Below are 23,640 nucleotides of genomic sequence, written 5' to 3'. Positions count from 1 at the left end.
AGCCCTAGATGCAGAAAAATCCTCTTGATTACAAATCAAGAGGATTGAAACGTCACGTTCGTTCCTCTTATCTGTCAGAATGCGTTCATTCTGTTGGAAGTAGCACCATTGCTTTTACAAGCCGGTTGCCGGGCGTCATCGGTCCAATTCCCTCAGCCTTCTCATCATAAGAGTTATAAAATTTAATTGTTGCTGACATCTTACACTTCAGAAAAGGGAGCTGTCAATTATATTTTGAAAATTAAATATTCATTTATCGTGATAAAGTTTTAAATTTGATATACTACTTCCAAGAAGGCTGTTATGTTTTAAAATAAATTGACGATCAAATAAAATGCTGTCATAATTCAAAACTATCAAAACTGTTCATTTTTTTTAATTCCATGGTAGGTAAGTGAATGCAGTAATGGAGGGAAAATGTAGTGAGTGAAGTTCTAGCAACATATATTCTCGAGGTAAAGCAAGACAACTTAGAAAAAAAAGCAGAAGCCATTGCGATTGGTTTAACAGTCGGATCTTGGACGAATCTTCCTGCAGTTGAACAAGAACAATTACAAAGACATAAAGGAAGAGTCGTTGAAACGAAGATGGTTGCTGACAACAAGGCTATTATTACTGTTGGTTATCCGGCTGTGAACTTTTCAAATGATTTACCAGCTGTTTTAACAACTACTTTTGGGAAATTTTCGCTTGATGGAAAAGTTAAACTTCTTGATCTATCGTTTAGTGAAGAGCTAAAACGAAGCTACCCTGGTCCTAAATTTGGAATTGAAGGAATTAGGAACTTAACGAATACATACGAGCGTCCTTTGTTAATGAGTATTTTTAAAGGCGTCATCGGAAGAGACCTTAGTTCTCTAAAAGAACAAATGAAAGCCCAAGCTCTTGGTGGGATAGATATTGTCAAAGATGATGAAATTTTATTTGAAAATAAATTAACACCACTTGAAAAAAGAATTCCTGTTTGTCAGGAAGCGTTACGCGAGAGCTATGAAGAAACGGGAAAACGCACACTTCACGCAGTTAATTTAACAGGGAAGACGATGGAATTAAAAGAGAATGCTTATAAAGCCGTTGAGCTAGGTGCTGATTTGCTTCTCTTCAATGTATTTGCTTATGGACTTGATGTCATGCAGGCACTTGCGGAAGATCCTAATATTCCATTGCCAATCATGGCTCATCCAGCCTTCGCAGGAACGATGATTTCTTCACCTGATTACGGTCTTTCTCCAGGACTATTACTTGGGAAATTAGCAAGAATGTCAGGGGCTGATTTAGTGTTGTTCCCATCGCCTTATGGTTCTGTAGCAATGGCAAAGGAAGAAACACAAGCAATTGCACGAAACTTAATAGAGGAAGATCAATTTAAAAAGGCATTTCCAGTACCGTCTGCAGGGATTCACCCAGGACTTGTACCTAAATTAATAGCTGACTTTGGTATGGACAGTATTATTAATGCAGGTGGCGGAATTCATGGGCATCCAGGCGGTGCGTCAGCTGGTGGGAAAGCATTCGTACAAGCAATTGATGCCGTTTTAAATAATCAAACATTAGTGGAGGCAACTGTCGATCATCCGGAACTTGCCGATGCCATTGAATTATGGGGTGGCAAATGAACGAGATGAAACGTCCTGTGATTTTTTGTGATTTTGATGGAACGATTACGGATAATGACAACATTGTTGCAATTATGAACAAATTTGCTCCTCCAGAATGGGAAGCTATTAAAGATGATATCTTGGCTCAGCGGATCTCGATCAAACAAGGAGTTGGACAGTTCTTTAGACTCCTTCCATCGGCTCTTAAACAAGAAATGACTGAATTTATCTTAAACGATGCAAAGATTAGAGATGGCTTTGAAACATTTGTCGACTATACGAAGAACCATGACATTGATTTGATTATTGTTAGTGGAGGAATGGATTTCTTTGTTCATCCGCTCTTGAAAAAATATGAGCTTCCTGTCTATTGCAATCAAGCCAAGTTTGATGAAGAAACGATTCGTGTGGAGTGGCTACACGCATGTGATTCAGAGTGTATAAATGAGTGTGGGTGCTGTAAACCCTCGATCTTACGCAAAATTGGAGAGGATCGGTTTAAAATTGTGATTGGGGACTCCATCACTGATTTACAAGCTGCCAAGCAAGCCAATTTTGTCATTGCCAGAGACTTCTTATTAGAAAAGTGTCGAGAGTTAGAAATACCACATGCTCCTTTTCACACATTTCATGAAGTAATTCAGATTTTAGAAAATAATGAGGTGACATCGTGATTACGAAGTGGAATGAATTAGCGGCTGTTAAGCGTGAGCTTGCAGCGAGAGATTGGTTCCCGGGAACGAGTGGGAACCTTTCTATTAAGGTGAGCGACAATCCTTTAACTTGTTTAGTTACAGTTAGTGGAAAAGATAAATACAAAGAAACCGAAACCGACTTTGTTCTCGTTGATGCGCAAGGCAAGCCCCTGTCAGATGAAGGCAAACCATCTGCAGAAACCGTTATTCACCTAGAAGTGTATAAAAAAACAGATGCAGGTTGCAGTTTACATGTCCATACGTTAGATAATAATTTGATTTCTGAGCTATATGCGGATAAAGGATCGATAACTTTTCGAAATGTGGAGCTCATTAAAGCTTTTGGTATTTGGGAGGAAGATGGTGAACTCACCATCCCAATCGTAGAAAATTGGGCTGATTTACCTAAGCTCGGTCGTGCGATTGGAGAAAAAATTGAATCTAAAACAAAAGCCGTCTTAATTCGTAATCATGGAATAACGGTTTGGGGAAAAAATGCTTTTGAGGCGAAAAGACATCTTGAAGCTTGTGAATTTTTGTTCTCTTATCAAATGAAACTATTACAAGCGAAAGCAGCTAATCTTAAGGAGGTTTTATAAATGGCGGTAATTAGAGTTAGAAATAGCGGTAAAGTAGTTGATGGACAAGAAAATGTTCATGCGTTTCTAGAATGTCAAGGGGTATTTTTTGAACGTTGGGACATGGGAAAGTTACCTGAGAATTTAGTTGAGAAGTTTGACTTAACAGATGAAGACAAAGCTGAAATTTTAAAAAGCTTTGATGAGGATATCCGCTCATTGGCTGAACGAAGAGGTTACGTGAATTGGGATGTCATTGCGTTATCTGAAAAGACACCAAATATTGAAGAGTTATTAAAGAAATTTGAGCAGGTTCATACGCACACTGACGACGAAGTTCGCATTATCACAGCAGGTCATGGTATTTTTATCGTAAAAGGTGATGACGAAACGGGTTACTTTAATATTGAGCTTGAAGCAGGTGACGTGATTTCTGTTCCAGAGCACACACCTCACTTCTTTACGCTAATGGATGATCGCCAAGTGGTTGCTGTCCGTTTGTTCATCGATACGGATGGATGGGTGGCACACCCGTATGAAGAGAAAGAGCATACAATTTAATCGAAAAACGGTTCCTTCTTTTTGAGGGAATCGTTTTTTTGTAATTCGGAATTAATTCATCTACAAAAAAAATAGAGCCTGTCTATTTTCTGTAACGTTTTAACAAATGCATGCGTCTAACCTTATGAATAATTGATGTAAAAATGACCAATAGTAGTAGAAGTATGTAGAACAGAAAAGTAGGTGTAGGAAAGATGTGTGGTTTTGTAGCAGGTGTATATGATAAACAATTAAAATATGATAATCAAAATCTAATTAAAGATATGAACGGAATGATTGCTCATAGAGGACCAGATCAAGAAGGGTATATGAAAGGTAAAAACGTTGAACTAGGCTTTAGCCGCTTGAGTATTATTGATTTGGAAAAAGGCTATCAACCCCTTTCATATGGGAATGGTCGTTATTGGATTGTGTTCAATGGTGAGATTTATAATTATATAGAGTTAAGAGATGAATTGTTAGAAAAGGGAAAGCACTTTGAAACCGACTCAGATACAGAAGTGATTTTAGCCCTATACAGTGAAGAAGGAAAACAAGCCGTAACGCGATTACGTGGTATGTTTGCTTTTGTTATTTGGGATAATCACAAAAAAGAAGTTTTTGCAGCAAGGGACCACTTTGGGATTAAACCATTGTTTTATCAAGAGAGTCATGATGGGCTCAGATTTGCATCTGAAAAAAAAAGCTTACTTCTTCAAGATCATCAAATAAATGAACAAGCACTTCATCATTATATGTCCTTTCAATATGTGCCTGAACCATTAACGATGACTGAAGGAATTTTTAAATTAGAACCAGGTCATTACATGGAGAAAAAAGTAAGGTACAAAGCTCAAATGAACCAGTACTTTAAACCGATGTTTAAACCAATTAATCAAACAGAAGATTATTGGAAACAGAGTATTCGAGAATCGATGTACGATTCAGTGGAAAAGCATATGCGTAGTGATGTGCCTGTCGGTTCTTTTCTTTCTGGTGGCATTGATTCAACCATTATTGCGGCAATCGCCAAAGAGATAAATCCTAAAATACAAACATACTCTGTTGGCTTTCAACAAGACGGTTATAGTGAGATTAATGTAGTACAAGAAAGTGCAGCTAAGTTAAATATTAAAAATAATAGTAAATTAATCACGGCTGACGAGTACAAGGACGAATTGCCTAAAATTATGTGGCATATGGATGACCCGCTTGCAGATCCAGCTTGTGTGCCTCTTTATTTTGTTGCGAAAGAAGCCAGTAAGCAGGTAAAAGTTGTTTTGTCAGGGGAGGGAGCTGACGAACTTTTCGGTGGCTATAACATTTACCGAGAGTACCAAAGTCTAGCATGTTTTCGCCATGTACCTAGGTTTTTAAAAAGAATGCTAAGACTATTAGCTTTGAAAATGCCAGAAGGGGTTAAAGGGAAAAGCTTTCTTGAACGCGGTACAACACCTTTAGAACAACGGTATATAGGTAATGCAAAAATATTTACGGGAAAAGAAAAACAACACCTTCTTTCTGACTATCATTCTAATTATACGAATGAATTTATAACAAAACCGATTTATCAACAATCGATAGGGCAACATGTTGTCAATCGGATGCAACATTTAGATATGTGTACATGGCTTCGTGGAGATATTTTATTAAAAGCGGATAAAATGACGATGGCTCATTCATTAGAATTGAGAGTTCCTTTTCTTGATAAGGAAGTGTTTGGATTAGCTTCTAAAATTCCAGCAGAATGGAAAACGACTTGTGGAACAACGAAGTATATTCTTCGTAAAGCTTTTGAGGAAATGGTTCCAGAACACGTATTTATGCGAAAGAAACTTGGTTTTCCTGTACCTATTAGACATTGGTTAAAGCATGAACTTTATGACTGGGCGTTAGAATTAATTAATGAAAGTGAGACGAGTCAGTATATTGATAAAGTCTATGTGAGAAAGCTGCTCGATGATCATAATCAGGACAAGGCAGATCATAGTAGGAAAATTTGGACTGTTCTTTCATTCATGGTTTGGCATCAAGTGTATGTTGAGCATAAGTACGACGTGAATCAGTGGAAAACCGAACGTCGATTGATAGAAGATCAACATATCGAACAGTTTGTTATTTAATGATAGAAGGCTAAGAGGCTGAATCAACAGGACCCATTTCCCTTGATTCAGCCTCTTTTCCTTTTTTTAAGAATGAAGGAAGGAATTCCAGTCATACTAACGTTATATCAAAATGAGTGAAATATGGTGAATTTCTAGATCAGAGTTTGATTGATCATTCTTCTAAAAGGGGGGCTTCTAGTTGAGTAAGGATGAGCAGAAACAATATCAAAAAAATATAAAGCTCTATCAGCCAAAGAGCCATATTTTTAAAAATGGTGTAAAGGCGTTTGTAGTAGGAGGGTTAATTTGTACGTTAGGACATGGAATTAGTCAAATTTATATGACATACTTGCCGATTACCCAAGAGGAAGCTATGAGTCCGACTCTAGCGACTTTGATCCTACTCGCGGCATTAGCAACAGGTTTTGGTGTCTATGATAAATTAGGCCAATTTGCTGGTGCTGGTTCACTTGTTCCTGTTACAGGTTTCTCGAATGCCATGACAAGTGCTGCTCTCGAGCATAAAAGCGAAGGACTTGTTTTTGGAATCGGAGCCAATATGTTTAAGTTAACAGGGGCCGTTATAGCATTTGGAGTTCTTTCCGCATATTTGGTGAGTTTAACGAGATTGCTTGTCGAAATGTTAATTAATTCGTAAAGGGCGTGTTGGGATTGGAAAGACGTGGACAGCAAACATGGCATTTTCACAATCCTGTCTACATACAGGGAACTGGAACGGCAGTTGGTCCTGAAGAATCGAAAGGACCCTTAGCGGATAGTTTTGATGTTTGTTATGACAATTTATATGCAGGAGAAGAAAACTGGGAGTTAGCGGAACGGCGCTTAATGAAAGACGCCGTAGAAACGGCATTAAAACATGCCGAGAAAAAGAGTTCAGAAATTGACTATTTCTTAGCTGGAGACCTACTTAATCAAATTGTGACATCTAATTATTACGCAAGGGAGTTAGAAATCCCGTATTTAGGATTGTTTTCTGCTTGTGCGACGGCAATGGAAGGCTTAGCTTTAGCTTCTCTCTTTATTGATACAGGAGTAGCTAAAACGTCTCTTGTGGCCGTTAGCAGTCATAATGCAACAGCGGAAAGACAATTTAGAAATCCAACTGAATTTGGGGGGCAACGCCCTGATACGGCCACTTTTACAGTGACAGGGGCGGGCGCGATCATCGTAGGGACCAAGCCTGCTGCTATTAGAGTGACAGAAGCTACGATTGGAAAAGTAAAGGATTTGGGAATTAAAAATCCATTTGACATGGGATCAGCAATGGCACCTGCCGCAGCTGATACCATTGTCACACATCTGAAAGAGACGAAACGTGATCCGTCTTATTACGATGTCATTGTTACAGGGGATTTATCACGTGTAGGAAGTGGGATTTTGCGCAAGCTAGTACAAGATAAGGGAATACAGTTAGATCATTATGAGGATTGTGGTGTAATGATTTATCACCAGGAACAACCTGTCTTTGCAGGTGGAAGCGGTGCTGCTTGTCCAGCTGTCGTGACATTTGGCCACTTACTGAAAGAAATGAATCGGGGGAGAATTAAGCGAATGTTAGTTGTTGCTACGGGCGCCCTACTAAGTCCTCTAATGATACAGCAAAAAGAGTCGATCCCTTGTATCGCACATGCAGTGTCATTTGAACGGGAGGAATAGATATGTTTGAATATGTAGCAGCTTTTGTAGTAGGAGGTTTGATTTGTTTCATAGGGCAAATGCTCATGGATGTAGGCAAACTTTCCCCTACTCATACGCTCAGTACGCTAGTTGTTGTTGGGGCCTTGCTAGATGGGTTCCATCTGTACGACCGATTAATTGATTTCGCTGGTGCAGGAGCCACGGTCCCCATTACTAGTTTTGGACATTCACTTGTTCATGGAGCGATGTCTGAAGGTGATCGATATGGTTTTTTTGGAGTCGGAATGGGTGTATTTGAAGTAACTTCTGTAGGGATTTCTTCAACTATTTTATTTAGCTTCTTAGTAGCGATATTCTTTAAACCAAAGGGGTGATGAAAGTGGAGAGACGAAAAGTGATCTTAGTAACGGATGGGGATGAGCATGCACGGAAAGTGGTAGAGTTGGCGGCAGAAGAGATAGGTGGAAGATGTATTAGTTACTCATGGGGAAACCCGACCCCAATTAGCGGGGAAGAGATCGTCTCTCTTATTTTACAGACTCCTTATGATCCCGTATTGGTTATGTTTGATGATTGTGGACAACGTGAGATGGGATTAGGAGAAAAAGCGATGCAACATGTGGCCTTACATCCACAAATTGACGTGTTGGGCGCCATTGCAGTGGCGTCTTCTACACACTCAAGTGAATGGACCCATGTTGATGTAAGTATAGATCGTTACGGTAACTTAACAGAATTTGGAGTCGATAAAGAGGGACTACCAGATTTGGAAATAGGAAGAATAAATGGCGATACGGTTTATATTTTAGATGAATTAGACCTCCCAGTGGTCGTTGGGGTGGGAGACATAGGAAAAATGGCAGGATTTGATACGATCAAAAAAGGTGCCCCGATCACAAAGCAAGCAGTAGAAATTATTTTGGAACGGAGCGGATATCATGAGTCACGTGCATGAAAAAAAAGAGACCCCGATATCTCGAAACATTGTTGAAAATGAAGCAGAGATTAAGAAGCGACTTGGTTTTGGAACGTCCTTTGATGTAGGTATTCGAACTTTAACGATTCTTGACAAACATATCCAAATTTACTTTGTAAATGGACTATGTGATATTCAATACATCATTGAATTGTTAAAAGAGTTAATGGAGTTAGATGCGCGTGGTCGCAAAACTGAAACAACGAATATTAAACAGGCAATAACGAATCATTTAACTCATGTTCAAGTAGAGTACACGAACACGTTAGAAGATGCAGTAACCAAAATGTTGTCAGGTCTTATCTTCATATTAATTGAAGGAGAAGACCAAGCAATTGTAGTAGATGTAAGGAGCTATCCGGGACGAGGACCTGAAGAACCCGATACAGAAAGAGTTGTTCGAGGTGCTCGTGATGGATATACGGAAAACATCATTTTAAACACAGCTTTAACTCGTCGTAGAATTCGTGATGAGGGTCTGCGTAATGAAATCATGCAGGTAGGAGAAAGATCAAAAACCGACATTTGTATTTCCTATATTGATGGAATTGCGGACCCAAAGATGGTCAAAATATTAAAAAAGGAACTGGAGGCCATTAAAATTGATGGTTTGTCAATGGCTGATAAAATCGTTGAAGAGTATTTAGTTAAACAAGGTTTTAATCCATTTCCACTTGTGCGATATACAGAGAGACCTGACGTGGCGGCGAATCATTTATTAGAGGGCCATGTGTTAATTATGACAGATACATCACCAAGTGTCATTATTACCCCCACTACTTTTTTTCATCATGTACAGCATGCGGAAGAATATCGACAAGCTCCCTTTATCGGAACGCTGTTAAGGTGGACACGTTTTATTGGCATTATTTTCTCGTTACTGGTTTTGCCTTTTTGGCTATTACTTGTTATGCAGCCTAACTTGCTTCCGGCAGGACTTGATTTTATCGGTCCGAATGAAACGAATAACATTCCAATCTTCTTACAGATTGTCTTTGCCGAACTGGGGATAGAATTGTTAAGAATGGCAGCGATCCATACGCCTTCTCCACTTGCAACGGCTCTCGGCTTAGTCGCAGCTTTATTGATAGGGGAGATAGCGATTCAGGTCGGTTATTTTACACCGGAAGTTATTTTATATGTTGCGATTGGAGCAGTCGGAATGTTTGCTACACCAAGTTATGAACTTGGGGTGGCATTGCGAGCAACAAGATTTATCATGATTCTGGCCGTAGCTGCCTTTTTAGCTCCAGGCTTTATTATTGGAACGACTCTTTTTATTTTGGCACTTGCCGCGATCAAAACATTTGAAAAGCCTTATTTGTGGCCGTTTCTTCCATTTGATCCACCGGCTATGTGGTCAATATTAGTTCGAGCATCTGTACCTAATGTCAGATTTCGGCCAAGGATTGTTAACCCACAAGATCCAATTAAGCAAAAAGTTAAATCGGAGTAGTAGAGAGAAAGCTTTGCAATTTTGCAAAGCTTTTTTGAATAGAAATTAGTGAAAGAAGCGAGTTAGTAGTAAAAAATGTAAGTTGAATTTCCCTTTATTTAACAGCTTTTTAGAACTCTTGCTCATATTGATTTAGTGTGATAAAGTTATACTCATAATTTTATAAATCTTGTACGATTAATAGATTGTTAAGGTGAACTTGCATATAGATATGTAACAACTTGTACGAATATACGAAGAGGTTACTTTGTGCAGTTTGTAGCAGCTAGTGGACCCACATTAGCTGCTTTTTTAAGGATTCAACAAGGAAAGGAAGTAGACATACATGTACACACACGGAACGAGTCGGATTAATAATCAAGGCCAATTAGAGATTGGTGGAGTAAATACAGTTGACCTCGCAGCAAAATACGGAACCCCTTTATTTGTATATGATGTGGCTCTTATTCGCGAGCGTGCGATGCAATTCCAAGAAGCGTTCAAAGCAGAAGAGGTCCCTTTTCAAGTCGCTTATGCAAGTAAAGCATTTAGTTGTTTAGCGATGTTTCAACTAGCTGATGAGTTAGGGTTAAGCCTTGATGTCGTTTCGGGTGGTGAGCTTTACACGGCGATTGAAGCTAGTTTTCCAATGGAACGTGTTCATTTTCATGGGAACAATAAAAGCATAGCAGAGCTTGAGATGGCAGTTGAAGCTGGAATAGGTTGTATTGTTGTCGATAACTTCTATGAACTTCGGGAATTAAGCCGCATTTGTAAAGAACGTCAGCATCGTATCGAAATTCTTCTCCGAATTACCCCTGGAGTCGAGGCTCATACGCATGATTATATTTCAACTGGGCAAGAAGATTCAAAATTTGGATTTGACCTTGTAAGCGGTCAAGTACATGAGGCAGTACAACAAGCACATGAGGATGAATTCTTAAACTTACTTGGTGTCCACAGTCACATCGGTTCACAAATTTTTGAAACAACCGGTTTTGTAATGGCGGTTGAAAAGATATTTGAATTAATTGGAGAGTGGAGAGAAAAATTCAATTTCACTCCTAGTGTGCTTAACTTAGGTGGTGGCTTTGGTATTCGTTATATAGAAGGAGATACACCCCTTCCAGTTGGAGAATATGTGAGAAAAATGATTGAGGTAGTGAAAGAGAAAGCATCGGCGACGAATCTAACGATGCCTGAAATTTGGATTGAGCCAGGTCGTTCGCTTGTTGGAGATGCAGGGACAACTTTATATTCAATTGGAGCTCACAAACATATTCCGAATGTTCGTGATTATTTATCTGTTGATGGGGGCATGAGTGATAATCTACGCCCAGCCTTGTATCAAGCTGAATATGAAGGTGTGTTAGCAAATCGTGCGAATGAGGAAGCGACAGAAACGTTCTCGATTGCTGGTAAATGTTGTGAAAGTGGCGATATGTTAATTTGGGATTTACCATTACCTAAAGCGAATCACGAAGATATCCTAGCTGTTTTTTGCACAGGAGCATATGGGTATGCGATGGCAAATAACTATAATCGAATTCCACGTCCAGCTGTTGTTTTTGTTGAAAACGGCGATGCATTTGAAGTGGTTAGGCGCGAACGATATGAAGACCTTGTTCGTTTAGATTTACCATTACCTAAGAAGGTATCAAAATAGATATAGGGTTTAAAAAACGAGTGTTTCCAATAAGGAAGCACTCGTTTTTTTCGAGAAAATATGTGTGTCATATATGAGGGCATTGTAAGTATCTTCAAAAACAGCTATTATTCATTCAACTATACACCGATTAATCATTTATATTGCCTTAATAGTAGAGACCCCTAACAAGAAAGTAGTAACGGTTCTTTTCAATATTTAAAAAATAAACAGGTTTACAAATGTTTGTTTTAGTTCGATAATATACATATTATAAAGTCTACGGAGGATATCTATGCTCTCAGTTGAACGCTTTGAAAAAATACTAAAAGAATTAGAAAAAAATAAGGTTGTTAAAGTTGCTGAATTAAGTGCTGTTCTAGGCGTGACAGAAAAAACAATCCGAATTGATCTAGAAGCTCTAGAAAAAAAAGGACTACTAAAAAGAATACATGGCGGTGCAGTACTGCAAGAAGAAGAAGTTAGAATCTTTCCTATAAACGAAAGGCAATCAAGTAACAACGAAAGGAAAGGGAACATCGCTAGAAAAGCATTGGATTTAATGAAGCCAAATGAAACGATTTTAATGGATGGTGGGAGTACCACTCTACAAGTTGCTAAATTACTTGGGGAATTCCCTGTAACGGTTATCACAAACGATATTAAAATTGCGTATGAGTTGCTCGATAAAGAAAAAGTTCAATTAATGGTTCTGGGTGGATCAAGAATAGGAGCGTCCTCGTCACTGTTTGGTGTGCAGACATCAGATTTATTAAAACGTATTCGAGTAGATCGTTTATTTTTTGGTGCAACTGGCGTCTCCATTGAGCACGGCTTGACGGTTTTTAATAGTTTTCATGTGGAGTGGAAAAGACAGATCATAAACTGTGCTGAATGCGTGACGCTCCTTGCCGAGTCCACTAAGTTTGAAAAAGTGGGTTTAATTCAATTTGCTACCTTAGATGATATTGATGAAATTATAACTGATAGAAGATTGGACAAAGAAGTCCAAAAACGATTAGAGAAAATGTCAATTCCGATCATATTTAGTTAAATAATTTTGAAAATCTAATATTGCTACAGGTTCATTTAGGTGCTATAATCGAACTGTAACGAACTTAAATGAACATAAAGAGACTTTTGATGTTTAAATAGGAGGTCGTATGATGACACAATCATCATTCACATTGAATGGGAAAGTCGCGCTTGTTACTGGAGCAAGCAGAGGACTTGGGCAAGGAATGGCAGTAGGATTAGCTGAAGCAGGAGCAGATGTCATCGGTGCTGGTATAAGTGATATGTCGGAAACGCGTATGCAAGTTGAAGAGCTTGGCCGTAAATTTTATGAAATAAAATCAGATTTATCTCAACCTGCTGCTGCCAAACAGCTAGTATTAGATGCAGTAAGTGAGGCTGGTAAAATTGATATTTTAGTAAATAATGCAGGTATTATTAAACGATCTGAAGCTGCAGATTTTTCAGATGATGATTGGAACGCTGTGATTAATGTCAATTTAAATTCTGTATTTCAATTGTGCAGAGAAGTGGGTAATCACATGCTTGAAAATGGGTCTGGAAAAATCATCAATATAGCTTCAATGTTATCTTTCCAAGGCGGATTGAGAGTACCTGCATACACAGCAAGTAAGCATGCGGTTGCTGGATTGACGAAATCATTAGCGAATGAATGGGCTAGTAAAGGAATAAATGTAAACGCTATCGCTCCGGGCTATATGGAGACGGATAATACGGAAGCATTACGAGCAAACGAAGAAAGAAATACCTATATCACTTCGCGTATTCCAAAAGGCGAATGGGGGAAACCAGAAGATTTAAAAGGTCCTATTGTTTTCCTAGCCTCAGAAGCTTCAAGCTATGTTAATGGACATGTACTTTGTGTAGATGGTGGATGGATGAGCTCTTAAAATCTAGTAAACTAATAAAGGGGATAGACAAAATGGAAATTAGATACGCTGCAAACCCAGTAGATTCAAAACAATATACAACGGAAAAATTAAGAAGCGAATTTCTAATTGAATCACTTTTTGAAAGCGGTAAAATTAATATGGTCTACTCACACCATGATCGCGTTATAGTCGGAGGTGCAATCCCAACAAGTCAAGCGTTAAAATTAGACGCAGGCGATGCACTCAAAACGGATTTCTTTCTAGCGAGAAGAGAAATCGGAATCGTTAATATTGGTCCTAAAGGGAAAGTTATTGTTGATGGTGAAGAGTTTGAGTTAAATAAACGCGATTGTTTATATGTTGGGTTAGGAAAAAAAGAAGTAACATTCCATAGTGAAGATGCGGCTAATCCAGCTCGTTTTTACCTTGTTTCATCTCCAGCTCATAAAGAGTATCCAACGAAAGTACTTCCGATTGCAGATGCTGAACCAACAAAGCTTGGATCTGATAGTGAATCAAATAACCGAACAATTTATAAATACATTCATGACGGTGGGCTTCAAAGCTGTCAACTGATGATGGGCATGACGCTCCTTGAGCCAAACAACATGTGGAATACAATGCCTGCACATGTTCACGATCGCCGAATGGAAGTATACTTATACTTTGACATGGATGAAGAATCAAGAGTGTTCCACTTCATGGGGGAACCTAGTGAAACTCGCCATCTAGTTGTTAAAAATGAAGATGCGATCATTTCACCTCCGTGGTCCATTCACTCAGGTGTCGGAACGAAAAACTATACGTTTATTTGGGCAATGGCTGGTGAAAATTATACATTTACCGATATGGATTTCGTAAAAATGGAAGACCTTAAGTAAAATAAATAACTACCTACCTAATGAATCCATTTAACCTTTCTTTAAAGGTTAAATGGATTCAAATATATGAACAATCTCATTATTAAAGGGTTGATTGGTTACTTAAAATAAAGTAAGATAGATGAATAAGTAGTTTGAAAACCTTTTCAACAAAAATAACAACGTTGTTATAAAAGGGAAACTTAAGGGAGGAACTAATAATGAAACCATTTATACACGAAGATTTTATGCTAAATAGTGAGGCAGCAAAAGTACTCTACCATGATTATGCGAAAGAAATGCCGATTTACGATTATCATTGTCATCTTAGTCCTAAGGAAATCGCTGAAAATCGCTCTTTTAACAACTTGTCTGAAATCTGGCTCCATGGTGACCACTATAAATGGAGAGCAATGAGAACGCTTGGTATTGACGAAAGATTCATTACAGGTGAAGCGTCCGACAAAGAAAAATTTCAACAATGGGCTAAATCAGTGCCGCATACAATTGGTAACCCGCTTTACCATTGGACACATATGGAGTTAAAACGCTATTTTGGTGTGGATACGCTCTTAAATGAAGATACGAGTGAAGAAGTCTGGAACCAGTGTAATCAATTATTAGAAACGGATGAGTTTACGACACAAAAGATTATTGAAAAATTTAACGTGAAAGTGATAGGGACAACAGATGATCCAATTGATAGTTTAGAACATCATGTTGCGATTCATGAAAATCCAGCGATACAAACAAAGGTCGTTCCTGCTTTTCGTCCAGATAAAGCTGTCGAGATTGCTCGACCTACATTCAACCAATATATTGAATCATTGAGTGAAGCAGCTGATCTTGAGATTGTAAACTATGAAAATTTACTAGCAGCTATTGAAAACAGAGCACATTTCTTCCATGAAGTTGGTTGTCGTATTTCGGATCATGGCATTGAGAATGTTCCTTTTGAGGAATGTACATTTGAAGAGGCTTCGGTCATTTTCCAAAAAGCAAGAAGTGGAGAAGCGATTTCTAAAAGTGAAGAAATGAAATATAAAACTCATACTCTATTATTTTTAGGAAAACTTTATGCTTCACTTGGTTGGGCCATGCAGCTTCATATTGGGGCTATTCGCAACAATAATAAGCGGATGTTTTCTAAGCTTGGACCAGATACGGGCTTTGACTCGATTCACGATTTAGATTTAGCAAGACCCCTGAATGCTTTTTTAAATGAGCTTGATAAAAATAATGAGTTACCAAAAACGATTTTATATCACTTAAACCCAGTTCATAACTATGTTATTGGTACTGCAATTGGAAATTTCCAATCTAGTGGGGTTAATGGTAAAATTCAGTTTGGCTCAGGTTGGTGGTTTAATGATCAGAAGGATGGTATGGTTAAACAGATGAGTGATCTTGCCAACTTAGGTTTATTAAGTAGTTTCGTTGGAATGCTCACAGACTCAAGAAGCTTCTTGTCTTATCCAAGACATGAGTACTTTAGAAGGATTCTTTGTGATTTGGTTGGAACTTGGGTGGAAACGGGTGAAGCACCTAGAGATTATCAATTATTAGGAAACATGGTGCAAAACATTAGTTTCACAAATGCGAATAACTACTTTGAGATTAAATAGTTTGTCCTCATTATTAACTGAGGCTACTGAAAAAGGTACGTCACCTTTTTCAGTAGCTTTTTTAATATGGTCTATTTTTTACATACTTATCTTTTAAAAGGAAAACCTATTGGATGGTTAAAGTTTAAAAAGGAAGTGTGTGAAATGAAAAAAATAGTAATAATCGGTGGTGCAGGTACTGTTGGCATTATTCTTACAAAAGCATTTTTAAAAAATGAGCATCAGGTCGTTATTATGGATCAACAGAAAAATGAAGAAGTAAGTGATGCACATTTTATAGAAGTGGATGCAACGAACCTACATGAACTTACAGAAAAAGTACCAGAAGCAGATGTCCTTATAAACTTATTGAATACAGAAACCTCACATGCGATCGATGAAGTCGAGACATTCGAACATATGACTGACATCTTTTTTAAAGCAACTTATTACATCCTACATACAGCCACATTGAGGAAGATCCCAAAAGTCATTTTTGCTAGTACGAATCATGTGACAGATTTTTATGAAGAAAATGGAAATTCCCTGCTTGGAAGAGAGATTAATGTAAATGATGTTCCTTGCTCACGGGGATTATATGGTGTTTTAAAGTTTGCCTCTGAGCAGATTGGTTTTCTTTTTTCGGCCGAAGAAGGGATTTCTGTCATGAACATTCGTATTGGTTCTGTGCCGAAAGATGTGTCTAAAGAGGACGTAGAAGCAAACGATCGATTAAAAAAGACCTTACTAACAGATACAGATTTGATTGGGCTTTTTACTTCTGCGATTGACTCCAACCTACCATTTGGTACTTACTATGGTGTGTCGGATAACCCAGGGAAGCCGTGGGATATGTTAAAGGCTAAAACAGAACTAGGTTACCGCTCCATGGAGGATACGACAGATATTTTATAAAAATGATACAAAAGATGTAGGGGATCTACTAATGCTGCGATTTTTCTCTACTGAGGAAATGATTATCCGTCCTCGAGCAAGCGCTATCAAGCGTTTGCTTGTCACCTAATGTAATGATTATTTACGTACCTTCAGTCCTTCCATATAATCAGACATAAATACGGGGGTGGCATATGTCAAACATCAATGTTTTTATAGCAGGTGACTCTACAGCTTCGAGTTATGCTGAATCAAGATCACCAAGAGCAGGTTGGGGACAAGTGTTGGGAAGGTTCTTTACCTCAAATGTAACGGTTCATAATCATGCTTCATCTGGAAGAAGCTCAAAAAGCTTTATAGATGAGGGAAGGTTAAAGGTCATTGAGGCACAACTAATGCCGGGCGATTATTTTCTCATTCAATTTGGGCACAACGATGCAAAAGTAGATAAAAAACGCTATACGGATCCTGAGTCGTCTTATAAATACTATCTTACACATTACATTGAGGTGGCACACAAAAAAGGGGCTCATCCCATTTTTTTAACTTCTATTCAAAGAAGAAGCTTTGATGATGATGGACGTATTATTGAAACGCACGGTCAATACCCAGTTGCTATGAAAAAACTCGCAGAAGAAAAAAATGTCCCGCTTATCGATTTAACTTTGAAAAGCAAAATCCTCTTTGAACAACTAGGTCCAGATCAGACGAAACAGCTATTTTTATGGATTGAACCTGGAGAACATCCAAATTATGTTCAAGGTATTCAGGATGATACTCATTTTTCTGAATATGGAGCTCGGGAAATGGTTGAACTAATTATAGAAGGAATTACAGAACAGAGCTTACCCTTAGCTCGATATATAACTGAAGGAGGTACCTATGAAGATGGCTGATCAGATAATTACCTTACCGGATATTCCAAATAGATCCTATTTAATAACTGATTATGGTGCTATTGGAGACGGAATCTTTGATAATTCATCTGTGTTTAAAAGAGTAATAGAAGTATGTAAAGATGCTGGTGGTGGGAAGGTAATCATTCCTGCCGGTGTATGGTTTACAGGTCCGATTCAATTAACAAGTAAACTTAATTTGCACTTAGAAGCAGGTGCTTTGCTGCTGTTTAGTTCTAATTTTGATGACTACCCATTAATCCTATCCTCCTTTGAAGGGGAAGAAACCGTCAGATGCAGGTCACCATTAGATGGAGAAGGATTGGAACATGTTGCGATAACCGGAAACGGTGTCATTGATGGAGCAGGTGAAGCTTGGAGGCCGGTAAAACGTTTTAAAATGACTGAATCGGAATGGGAGAAATTAACGCAATCTGGTGGAGTTGTTGAGTCGGAAGTTTGGTGGCCTACTGCACAAGCACTAGAGGGAAAAAAGGCTTTTCAGTCTCTTCGTAAGAGTGGTTCCAAGAAAATTGAAGACTTTGAGCCATATCGAGACTTTTTGAGGCCTAATCTATTAAGCTTACGAAGAAGCAAATACATTTTAATTGAAGGGCCGACTTTTCAAAATTCAGCTGCATGGTGTTTGCATCCATGGATATGTGAACAAATCACGGTTCGAAATATTACAGTCCGTAATCCGTGGTTTTCTCAAAATGGAGATGGTCTTGACTTGGAGTCTTGTCGGTATGGGCTTGTTGAAAATTGTACGTTTGATGTTGGGGACGATGCAATCTGTCTTAAATCTGGGAAGGATGAGGCTGGGCGTACGATAGCTAAACCATGTGAGGATATAACGATTAGAGGGTGTCAAGTATATAGCGGACATGGTGGATTTGTCATCGGGAGTGAAATGTCCGGGGGAATTCGAAATATACACATTAGTGATTGTACGTTTTTTGGAACAGATGTCGGCCTACGATTTAAAAGTACCCGTGGTAGAGGGGGGATCGTTGAGAAGATCACCATAGATGGAATTCGAATGATGAATATGAAGAATGAAGCGATTGTCTTTCATATGTTCTATGAACTTGATGGAGAAGAAGTATTAACAGATGAAAAGGTGTCGGAGAAAACACCAATATTTCGAAATATTGATATTCGAAATATCATATGTAAAGGTGCTAAAACCGCGATTAAAGTAAATGGTCTTCCAGAGATGCCGTTAGCCAACCTGACTTTTCACAATCTATCCATTACTTCACAACAGGGAATTGTATGCTCTGAATGTATCGGTGCTATGTTCTCAAATATAGTAATGAATGTAAAAAATGGAGCATTGTTTGCATTACATAATGGTCGGAACATCAAAATGAAAGACATTAGTAGTCAGAGCAATGCCAAACCTTTTCTCTATATATCAGGAGTAAAGACGAAAGAGATTATGAGTAATTCCGCATTACAGTCCATTTCGATTGCAACTGAAGTGGACAGCGAGCAGGTTAAACTTTAATTCTTAGTTACAAATGTAAGTATACAAGGGGGAATTCAGGTGACAGTAGGAGTATTAGCTCATTTGTTTGGGAAACAACCTTATCAACAATTAGCCGAAACAGTTGGATCTTATGGGATTGAACATGTGCAGTTAGCAATCTGGAAAGCGATCAGCGATTATGAATTTCAAAAACCAGGAATGTTAAGTCCTGGATTAGTGAGGAATATTGCAAGTGAATTCAACAATAACGAGGTTTCTATATCCATTCTCGCTTGTTATCTACATCTGTTTGATCGAGATGTAAAAAAAAGAGAAGAGAACCTTGCACGTTTTAAGGAAATCCTTCGTTATGCTCCATTATTTGGTGCTCCGATTGTTGCGGTAGAAGTAGGGAAAATACCAAACGAAGATTTTACTGAACAAGATTGGATAACGTTAAAAGTATCTCTTAAAGAATTAGTAGAGGAAGCAGAAAAGTGGGGAGTAACAATTGGAATTGAACCAGCTAATGGACATTTAATTGGTACGGCAAAAGCATTAAAACAAATGCTTGATGAATTGCCCTCTTCTCATTTTGGGGTTGTATTAGATCCAGGGAACTTATTAACAGTGGAGAATTTTCACAACCAAGATCAAGTCATTCAAGAGGCCTTTGACCTTTTAGGAGACCGGATTGTTGCCTGTCATGCAAAAGACCGTATGATTGATGAAAAGGGAGAAATCCAAACTGTAACCCCTGGTAAAGGAAAAATGAATTATGAGTTGTATTTAAAATTATTAAACCAAAATAAGCCTATGTGCGACATTATAATGGAACATACGAAACCTGAGGAAATGCTTGAGGTAAAAGAATTCATTGAACGTATGCGTTCGCACGTATAAAAAGTCAGCCACTCTTAGGAGGCCATTGAAAAGGTAAACCTCTACCTTTTTCAATGACCTCTTTAAAGAGTGGCTGACTTTTTCGTAATGTTTGATAATGATAAACATGGAATGAGGATGTTATGTTATAATAAATTTCATGAATTACAACAATTATGTGACATATTTCTCCTAATTGTTATGAAAGCCCTTTCAAATATTATCAATAGAGAAGCTATAACAAAGTGAAAGGAGGTTGCTTTATGAGAAATCAGAGCTTACTTACGAAACTAATTATTTTTGCGAGCATTGCCAGTATCATTCCTGTCATAATAGTAGGTGTTTTTTCGTATGTCCAATCTTCAAAACATATACAGGAGAAAGTGAATCATGAAAAGGTTCAAATTATTAGACAAATACAATCAAATATTGAGCAAGTGTTAGTAACGGTCCATCATAGTGTAAGTAGCACAATTGATTCACCTTTAATGGATTCTGTCATTAGAAGACCATTATTAGCAGAAGATTTCTCGATCTATAGAGAGTTAAGACAAGAGTTAAGTAATATCAGATCCTTTGATACTAAAGTAGACGAGGTCATTCTCTTAAACTTTCAAGAAAACTGGATTGTGAATAACTCCGGTTTGTCTCGACTGAATGAACACCCTGATGAAGAGGTTTACTTATCCTATCTTGATTTAGAGCATAATACTACATGGCTATTGCTAGAAAATGAAGCTTTTTCGAAGCCGATTTCTGGACGGAATTGCCCTCATACAATAAGTTTAGTAAAGAAACTTCCACCTAAATTAAGTTCTAAGTATGGACTGGCATTCACTAATATTCCAAGCTGCAGTTTAGCTGAAATGATTAATGTGGATGAACTTTCCGATGAAGTAATGATTACGGATGAAAACTATCAAATTATCGTTCATCGAGATCAATCGTTAATTGGAAAATCCTTATTAGATACGAAATACATTGATTCCCTCGATGGGTTCACAGAAAAAACAGGTCAGTTTGATGTTGGATCGAAAGAATATCCATATACCGTTACGTATAATAAATCTGATTTTAACAACTGGAATTATATTTCTTTTAATTCAATTGATATGCTAACGCAAGAAAGTAAGAAGATCGGTTGGTTTACGTTCTTTGTCATTACCTTCATCGTCCTAACATGTATCCTATATATCTGGATCATTAGTCGGAAATTGTACTCACCTGTCAATAAATTAGTTGGATATATTGAAAAGAATTGGCCCGATCAAGATCGGAACAAGAAAAATGAATTGGAAATCATTGAAGCACATATTAATGACCTATTTTCTTCTAAAGCTAATTTAGAAGTGGAGCTACGAGAACACACTCAACAAGTTAAGTCATTATTCCTTGATCGTTTATTTACAGGGAACTACAAAACGAGTGAAATTACTGAGAATTTAAATTATTTTCAGTTGGATAAAGTAGTCGGAAATTGGAAAGAGATGACGGTTTGTACATTACACGTAGATGGTCTTGAAAAAAACAGTTACGAATCTATGGATCTTGAAAAAATATCTTTTGCGGTAAAAAATATCGTTGAAGAAACGATTGATAGGCAGAAAAGACTTCCAACCGTATGGATTGATCAAACGTTAGTTATATTAATGGGTTTTAACGAAAATGAGGATGTTATAAAAGATACGGTCTATGAGGTAACTGAAAAGGTACAAAGTCATATTAAGAATACACTTAACATGACAGTTAGTATTGGAGTGAGCATGCCGTTCTCTGAGATAAAGGAAGCAAAACGAGGGTATAGGGAAGGAATAGAAGCACTTAAGCATCGAATGCAGTTGGGAAAAGGAGTTATTGTTCACTTTAGCAGTATCAACTCGGGAAAACACTCTGTTATTTTTGATTATCCTAAGCGCACCGAAGAAGAGTTGCTAGTTGCTATAAAATTAGCAGATGAAGAAAAATCACTAGAATTCCTTTCTGTTTGGATGACGAAAGCATTTAAAAACACACAATCACCAAGAGAGTATCAAATATCAATGATGCGTTTGTTAAACAATTTGTTAATGGTTAAACAAGAAAGTGGGGTTAGTTTTCAACAAATTGAAGTGTTTCATGCTTCGCTTTATGAAGAGTTACTAAAACTACAAATGAAGGAAGAGATTGAGCAATGGTTTAAAGATCGATTAATTTTGCCATTGGTCAAAGTGTTCCATGATCGGAAAGAGTCTCAGTTTCATAACCTTTCAGAAAAAATCATTGATTTGATTCATAAAAATTACGATACAGATATTACATTAGAAGAATGTGCATCAAAGCTGCATTATAACGCGAATTATTTAAGCAGTGTTTTTAAACAAGAAACAAATTACACATTTAGTGAATATCTAGCTATGTATCGCTTCAAAAAAGCAAAACAGTGGTTAATCGAAACAAATATGACGATTAAAGAAATTGCAGAAAACCTTAAATATAAGAACTCTCAAAATTTTATCCGATCATTTAAGAAACAAGAGGAAATGACACCAGGACAGTATCGTGAAAAGTACAAAAAAATATCCTAATCAGGAGAGCATCTTGGGATTAGGTTGGAGACAACCAAATTTCAAGATGCTTTTTGACGTGAAGGGAGTATGCCCTCTTTTGAAAGTGTATTAAATAGGAAAAAGGAAAGCTACTACGCATAATCATTAGATCAGATTTGTCTGTAATCATTGATATAACGGTATGTAAGTGCTTACATGATGAGTTGATGATTATGTACTTCACCACAGAATTCTATTAACATCAACGTAACAACTTATTTATTTCTAATGATTTCAACATCGGATTGTTACTGTAAATAAGTAATGGGGGTGATTTATGAAAGGGCTTTCAGGTTTTGCGGGTTGTAGTTCGGTGCTTTCCTTTTCATCATTAGTTGGTGGAGGAAATTGAAACATCAAAGAAAACAATCTGAAGGAAAGCTACGTTATTTGATTGTCTCTAAAGATGGAATGGGAGATTTTAGTTCCATTCAAAAAGCAATTGACACAGTGCCAGAACAAAGTGAACCTATTACGATCTTCATTAAACCTGGAGTCTAGAAGGAAGTTGTTCGAGTCCCAAAAACAAAACCATACATTTCGTTAATTGGGGAAAATGCTAAAACAACCATTATTACTTATGATTATTATGCAGGTAAGCAAAAAGACTGTGGAAAACTGTATGGAACAAGCGGGAGTGCGAGTATGTATGTTTTTGCAGATGATTTCAAGGCTGAAAATCTAACGATAGAGAATTCTTTTGACTACGCGCTAGATGTTAATGGCAAACAGGCAGTAGCTGCCTACACAAGTGGAAGAAGGATGATCTTTAAACATGTTCGCTTTCTCGGTCATCAGGATACACTTTATGCAAATTCTGGTACTCAGTACTTTTACAAATGTTACATGAGAGGCAATGTTGACTTTATTTTTGGGGCAGCTCAGGCTGTATTTGAAGAGTGTGAAATTGAATCTCTAGATCGCGGTTTAGAAGTAAATGGTTATGTGACAGCAGCTAGTACATCGAGACATCAAGAATATGGATATTTATTTCTAAGATGTAAACTAACTAGTAATGCTCAAGATCATACTGTCTATTTAGGTAGAACGTGGCAATCCAGGAGGCGATCCTGATGCGATTGCTAATGTAGTCTTTATGAAATGTTATCTCGGTTCTCATATTCATCCTATAGGTTGGACGGATATGTCAGGATTCTTGGCAGCCGATGCTCGTTTCTATGAGTATAAGAATTTTGGACCTGGTGTTCTAGAAAATATTTGTAGAAATCAACTAACAGATGATGAGGCCAACGGATATACGAAGACTAGTATATTAGATGGTTGGAACCCAGGAAAATAGCACATTG

At 37.7% G+C, this 23,640-nt stretch carries 23 protein-coding genes and 1 riboswitch; all 23 genes read left to right on the top strand.

Annotated elements, in window-relative coordinates; all coding sequences use genetic code 11:
- Positions 1-64: 64 nt before the first annotated feature.
- A riboswitch (SAM riboswitch) is annotated at positions 65-173 on the bottom strand.
- Positions 174-422: 249 nt separating this feature from the next.
- Positions 423-1,616, top strand: coding sequence for a 2,3-diketo-5-methylthiopentyl-1-phosphate enolase (locus PQ474_RS05580; RefSeq protein WP_273841054.1), 1,194 nt, complete (start codon positions 423-425; stop codon positions 1,614-1,616).
- 5 nt (positions 1,617-1,621) lie between these two features.
- Positions 1,622-2,272, top strand: coding sequence for a 2-hydroxy-3-keto-5-methylthiopentenyl-1-phosphate phosphatase (locus tag PQ474_RS05575; protein WP_390185951.1), 651 nt, complete (start codon positions 1,622-1,624; stop codon positions 2,270-2,272).
- Positions 2,266-2,892 (top strand): methylthioribulose 1-phosphate dehydratase, encoded by a 627-nt coding sequence (locus PQ474_RS05570; protein WP_273841343.1) that lies wholly within the window; start codon positions 2,266-2,268, stop codon positions 2,890-2,892. The genes PQ474_RS05575 and PQ474_RS05570 overlap by 7 nt, the downstream gene beginning before the upstream one ends.
- Positions 2,893-3,432: a cupin domain-containing protein gene (locus PQ474_RS05565; RefSeq protein WP_273841052.1), complete on the top strand. Its 540-nt coding sequence runs from the start codon at positions 2,893-2,895 to the stop codon at positions 3,430-3,432.
- Between the two features lie 194 nt (positions 3,433-3,626).
- On the top strand, positions 3,627-5,534 hold the full coding sequence (gene asnB, locus PQ474_RS05560) for an asparagine synthase (glutamine-hydrolyzing) (RefSeq protein WP_273841051.1): 1,908 nt from the start codon (positions 3,627-3,629) through the stop codon (positions 5,532-5,534).
- Between the two features lie 181 nt (positions 5,535-5,715).
- On the top strand, positions 5,716-6,174 hold the full coding sequence (gene spoVAC, locus PQ474_RS05555) for a stage V sporulation protein AC (protein WP_273841050.1): 459 nt from the start codon (positions 5,716-5,718) through the stop codon (positions 6,172-6,174).
- 14 nt (positions 6,175-6,188) lie between these two features.
- Entirely contained in the window at positions 6,189-7,193 is a 1,005-nt protein-coding gene (gene spoVAD, locus PQ474_RS05550; RefSeq protein WP_273841049.1) for a stage V sporulation protein AD, read from the top strand.
- A gap of 2 nt (positions 7,194-7,195) precedes the next feature.
- Positions 7,196-7,549 carry a stage V sporulation protein AE gene (gene spoVAE, locus PQ474_RS05545; protein WP_273841048.1) on the top strand — a complete coding sequence of 118 codons (354 nt, stop codon included), beginning with the start codon at positions 7,196-7,198 and terminating at the stop codon, positions 7,547-7,549.
- A 5-nt stretch (positions 7,550-7,554) separates the two neighbouring features.
- Positions 7,555-8,130 (top strand): stage V sporulation protein SpoVABEA, encoded by a 576-nt coding sequence (gene spoVAEA / locus PQ474_RS05540; protein ID WP_390185904.1) that lies wholly within the window; start codon positions 7,555-7,557, stop codon positions 8,128-8,130.
- Positions 8,114-9,607 (top strand): spore germination protein, encoded by a 1,494-nt coding sequence (locus tag PQ474_RS05535; RefSeq protein WP_273841046.1) that lies wholly within the window; start codon positions 8,114-8,116, stop codon positions 9,605-9,607. The genes spoVAEA and PQ474_RS05535 overlap by 17 nt, the downstream gene beginning before the upstream one ends.
- Positions 9,608-9,932: 325 nt before the next feature.
- On the top strand, positions 9,933-11,252 hold the full coding sequence (gene lysA / locus PQ474_RS05530; RefSeq protein WP_273841045.1) for a diaminopimelate decarboxylase: 1,320 nt from the start codon (positions 9,933-9,935) through the stop codon (positions 11,250-11,252).
- 274 nt (positions 11,253-11,526) lie between these two features.
- Positions 11,527-12,285 (top strand): DeoR/GlpR family DNA-binding transcription regulator, encoded by a 759-nt coding sequence (locus tag PQ474_RS05525; RefSeq protein WP_273841044.1) that lies wholly within the window; start codon positions 11,527-11,529, stop codon positions 12,283-12,285.
- Between the two features lie 112 nt (positions 12,286-12,397).
- Positions 12,398-13,156 (top strand): 2-dehydro-3-deoxy-D-gluconate 5-dehydrogenase KduD, encoded by a 759-nt coding sequence (kduD, locus tag PQ474_RS05520; RefSeq protein ID WP_273841043.1) that lies wholly within the window; start codon positions 12,398-12,400, stop codon positions 13,154-13,156.
- Between the two features lie 32 nt (positions 13,157-13,188).
- Positions 13,189-14,019, top strand: a complete 831-nt coding sequence (gene kduI / locus PQ474_RS05515; RefSeq protein WP_273841042.1) for a 5-dehydro-4-deoxy-D-glucuronate isomerase — start codon at positions 13,189-13,191, stop codon at positions 14,017-14,019.
- 200 nt (positions 14,020-14,219) lie between these two features.
- Entirely contained in the window at positions 14,220-15,623 is a 1,404-nt protein-coding gene (uxaC, locus tag PQ474_RS05510; protein WP_273841041.1) for a glucuronate isomerase, read from the top strand.
- 144 nt (positions 15,624-15,767) lie between these two features.
- Positions 15,768-16,517, top strand: coding sequence for an NAD-dependent epimerase/dehydratase family protein (locus tag PQ474_RS05505; RefSeq protein ID WP_273841040.1), 750 nt, complete (start codon positions 15,768-15,770; stop codon positions 16,515-16,517).
- 173 nt (positions 16,518-16,690) lie between these two features.
- Positions 16,691-17,392, top strand: coding sequence for a rhamnogalacturonan acetylesterase (locus tag PQ474_RS05500; protein ID WP_273841039.1), 702 nt, complete (start codon positions 16,691-16,693; stop codon positions 17,390-17,392).
- On the top strand, positions 17,385-18,905 hold the full coding sequence (locus tag PQ474_RS05495; RefSeq protein ID WP_273841038.1) for a glycoside hydrolase family 28 protein: 1,521 nt from the start codon (positions 17,385-17,387) through the stop codon (positions 18,903-18,905). The genes PQ474_RS05500 and PQ474_RS05495 overlap by 8 nt, the downstream gene beginning before the upstream one ends.
- A gap of 39 nt (positions 18,906-18,944) precedes the next feature.
- A complete protein-coding gene (locus PQ474_RS05490; RefSeq protein ID WP_273841037.1) occupies positions 18,945-19,769 on the top strand; it encodes a sugar phosphate isomerase/epimerase family protein in 825 nt (274 codons plus the stop codon).
- 242 nt (positions 19,770-20,011) lie between these two features.
- A complete protein-coding gene (locus PQ474_RS05485) occupies positions 20,012-22,312 on the top strand; it encodes a helix-turn-helix domain-containing protein (protein WP_273841036.1) in 2,301 nt (766 codons plus the stop codon).
- 369 nt (positions 22,313-22,681) lie between these two features.
- Positions 22,682-22,834, top strand: a complete 153-nt coding sequence (locus PQ474_RS05480) for a hypothetical protein (RefSeq protein ID WP_273841035.1) — start codon at positions 22,682-22,684, stop codon at positions 22,832-22,834.
- 36 nt (positions 22,835-22,870) lie between these two features.
- Complete coding sequence (locus PQ474_RS05475) at positions 22,871-23,407, top strand: pectinesterase family protein (RefSeq protein WP_337956345.1); 537 nt, start codon at positions 22,871-22,873, stop codon at positions 23,405-23,407.
- A 70-nt stretch (positions 23,408-23,477) separates the two neighbouring features.
- Positions 23,478-23,633, top strand: a complete 156-nt coding sequence (locus tag PQ474_RS05470) for a hypothetical protein (protein ID WP_273841034.1) — start codon at positions 23,478-23,480, stop codon at positions 23,631-23,633.
- The last annotated feature ends 7 nt before the right edge of the window (positions 23,634-23,640 follow it).

Source organism: Halalkalibacter alkalisediminis, from assembly GCF_028610705.1.
GTDB classification, from domain to species: domain Bacteria; phylum Bacillota; class Bacilli; order Bacillales; family Bacillaceae_D; genus Halalkalibacter; species Halalkalibacter alkalisediminis.
This window is presented reverse-complemented; position numbering and strand designations above follow the sequence as displayed.

Bases quoted from the DNA above. Each gene is read 5' to 3' on its own strand.
- PQ474_RS05575 (WP_390185951.1), top strand. From the start codon at position 1,622: ATGAAACGTCCTGTGATTTTTTGTGATTTTGATGGAACGATTACGGAT.
- PQ474_RS05565 (WP_273841052.1), top strand. From the start codon at position 2,893: ATGGCGGTAATTAGAGTTAGAAATAGCGGTAAAGTAGTTGATGGACAA.
- asnB (WP_273841051.1), top strand. From the start codon at position 3,627: ATGTGTGGTTTTGTAGCAGGTGTATATGATAAACAATTAAAATATGAT.
- spoVAE (WP_273841048.1), top strand. From the start codon at position 7,196: ATGTTTGAATATGTAGCAGCTTTTGTAGTAGGAGGTTTGATTTGTTTC.
- PQ474_RS05535 (WP_273841046.1), top strand. From the start codon at position 8,114: ATGAGTCACGTGCATGAAAAAAAAGAGACCCCGATATCTCGAAACATT.
- lysA (WP_273841045.1), top strand. From the start codon at position 9,933: ATGTACACACACGGAACGAGTCGGATTAATAATCAAGGCCAATTAGAG.
- PQ474_RS05525 (WP_273841044.1), top strand. From the start codon at position 11,527: ATGCTCTCAGTTGAACGCTTTGAAAAAATACTAAAAGAATTAGAAAAA.
- kduD (WP_273841043.1), top strand. From the start codon at position 12,398: ATGACACAATCATCATTCACATTGAATGGGAAAGTCGCGCTTGTTACT.
- kduI (WP_273841042.1), top strand. From the start codon at position 13,189: ATGGAAATTAGATACGCTGCAAACCCAGTAGATTCAAAACAATATACA.
- uxaC (WP_273841041.1), top strand. From the start codon at position 14,220: ATGAAACCATTTATACACGAAGATTTTATGCTAAATAGTGAGGCAGCA.
- PQ474_RS05505 (WP_273841040.1), top strand. From the start codon at position 15,768: ATGAAAAAAATAGTAATAATCGGTGGTGCAGGTACTGTTGGCATTATT.
- PQ474_RS05500 (WP_273841039.1), top strand. From the start codon at position 16,691: ATGTCAAACATCAATGTTTTTATAGCAGGTGACTCTACAGCTTCGAGT.
- PQ474_RS05495 (WP_273841038.1), top strand. From the start codon at position 17,385: ATGGCTGATCAGATAATTACCTTACCGGATATTCCAAATAGATCCTAT.
- PQ474_RS05485 (WP_273841036.1), top strand. From the start codon at position 20,012: ATGAGAAATCAGAGCTTACTTACGAAACTAATTATTTTTGCGAGCATT.
- PQ474_RS05470 (WP_273841034.1), top strand. From the start codon at position 23,478: ATGTCAGGATTCTTGGCAGCCGATGCTCGTTTCTATGAGTATAAGAAT.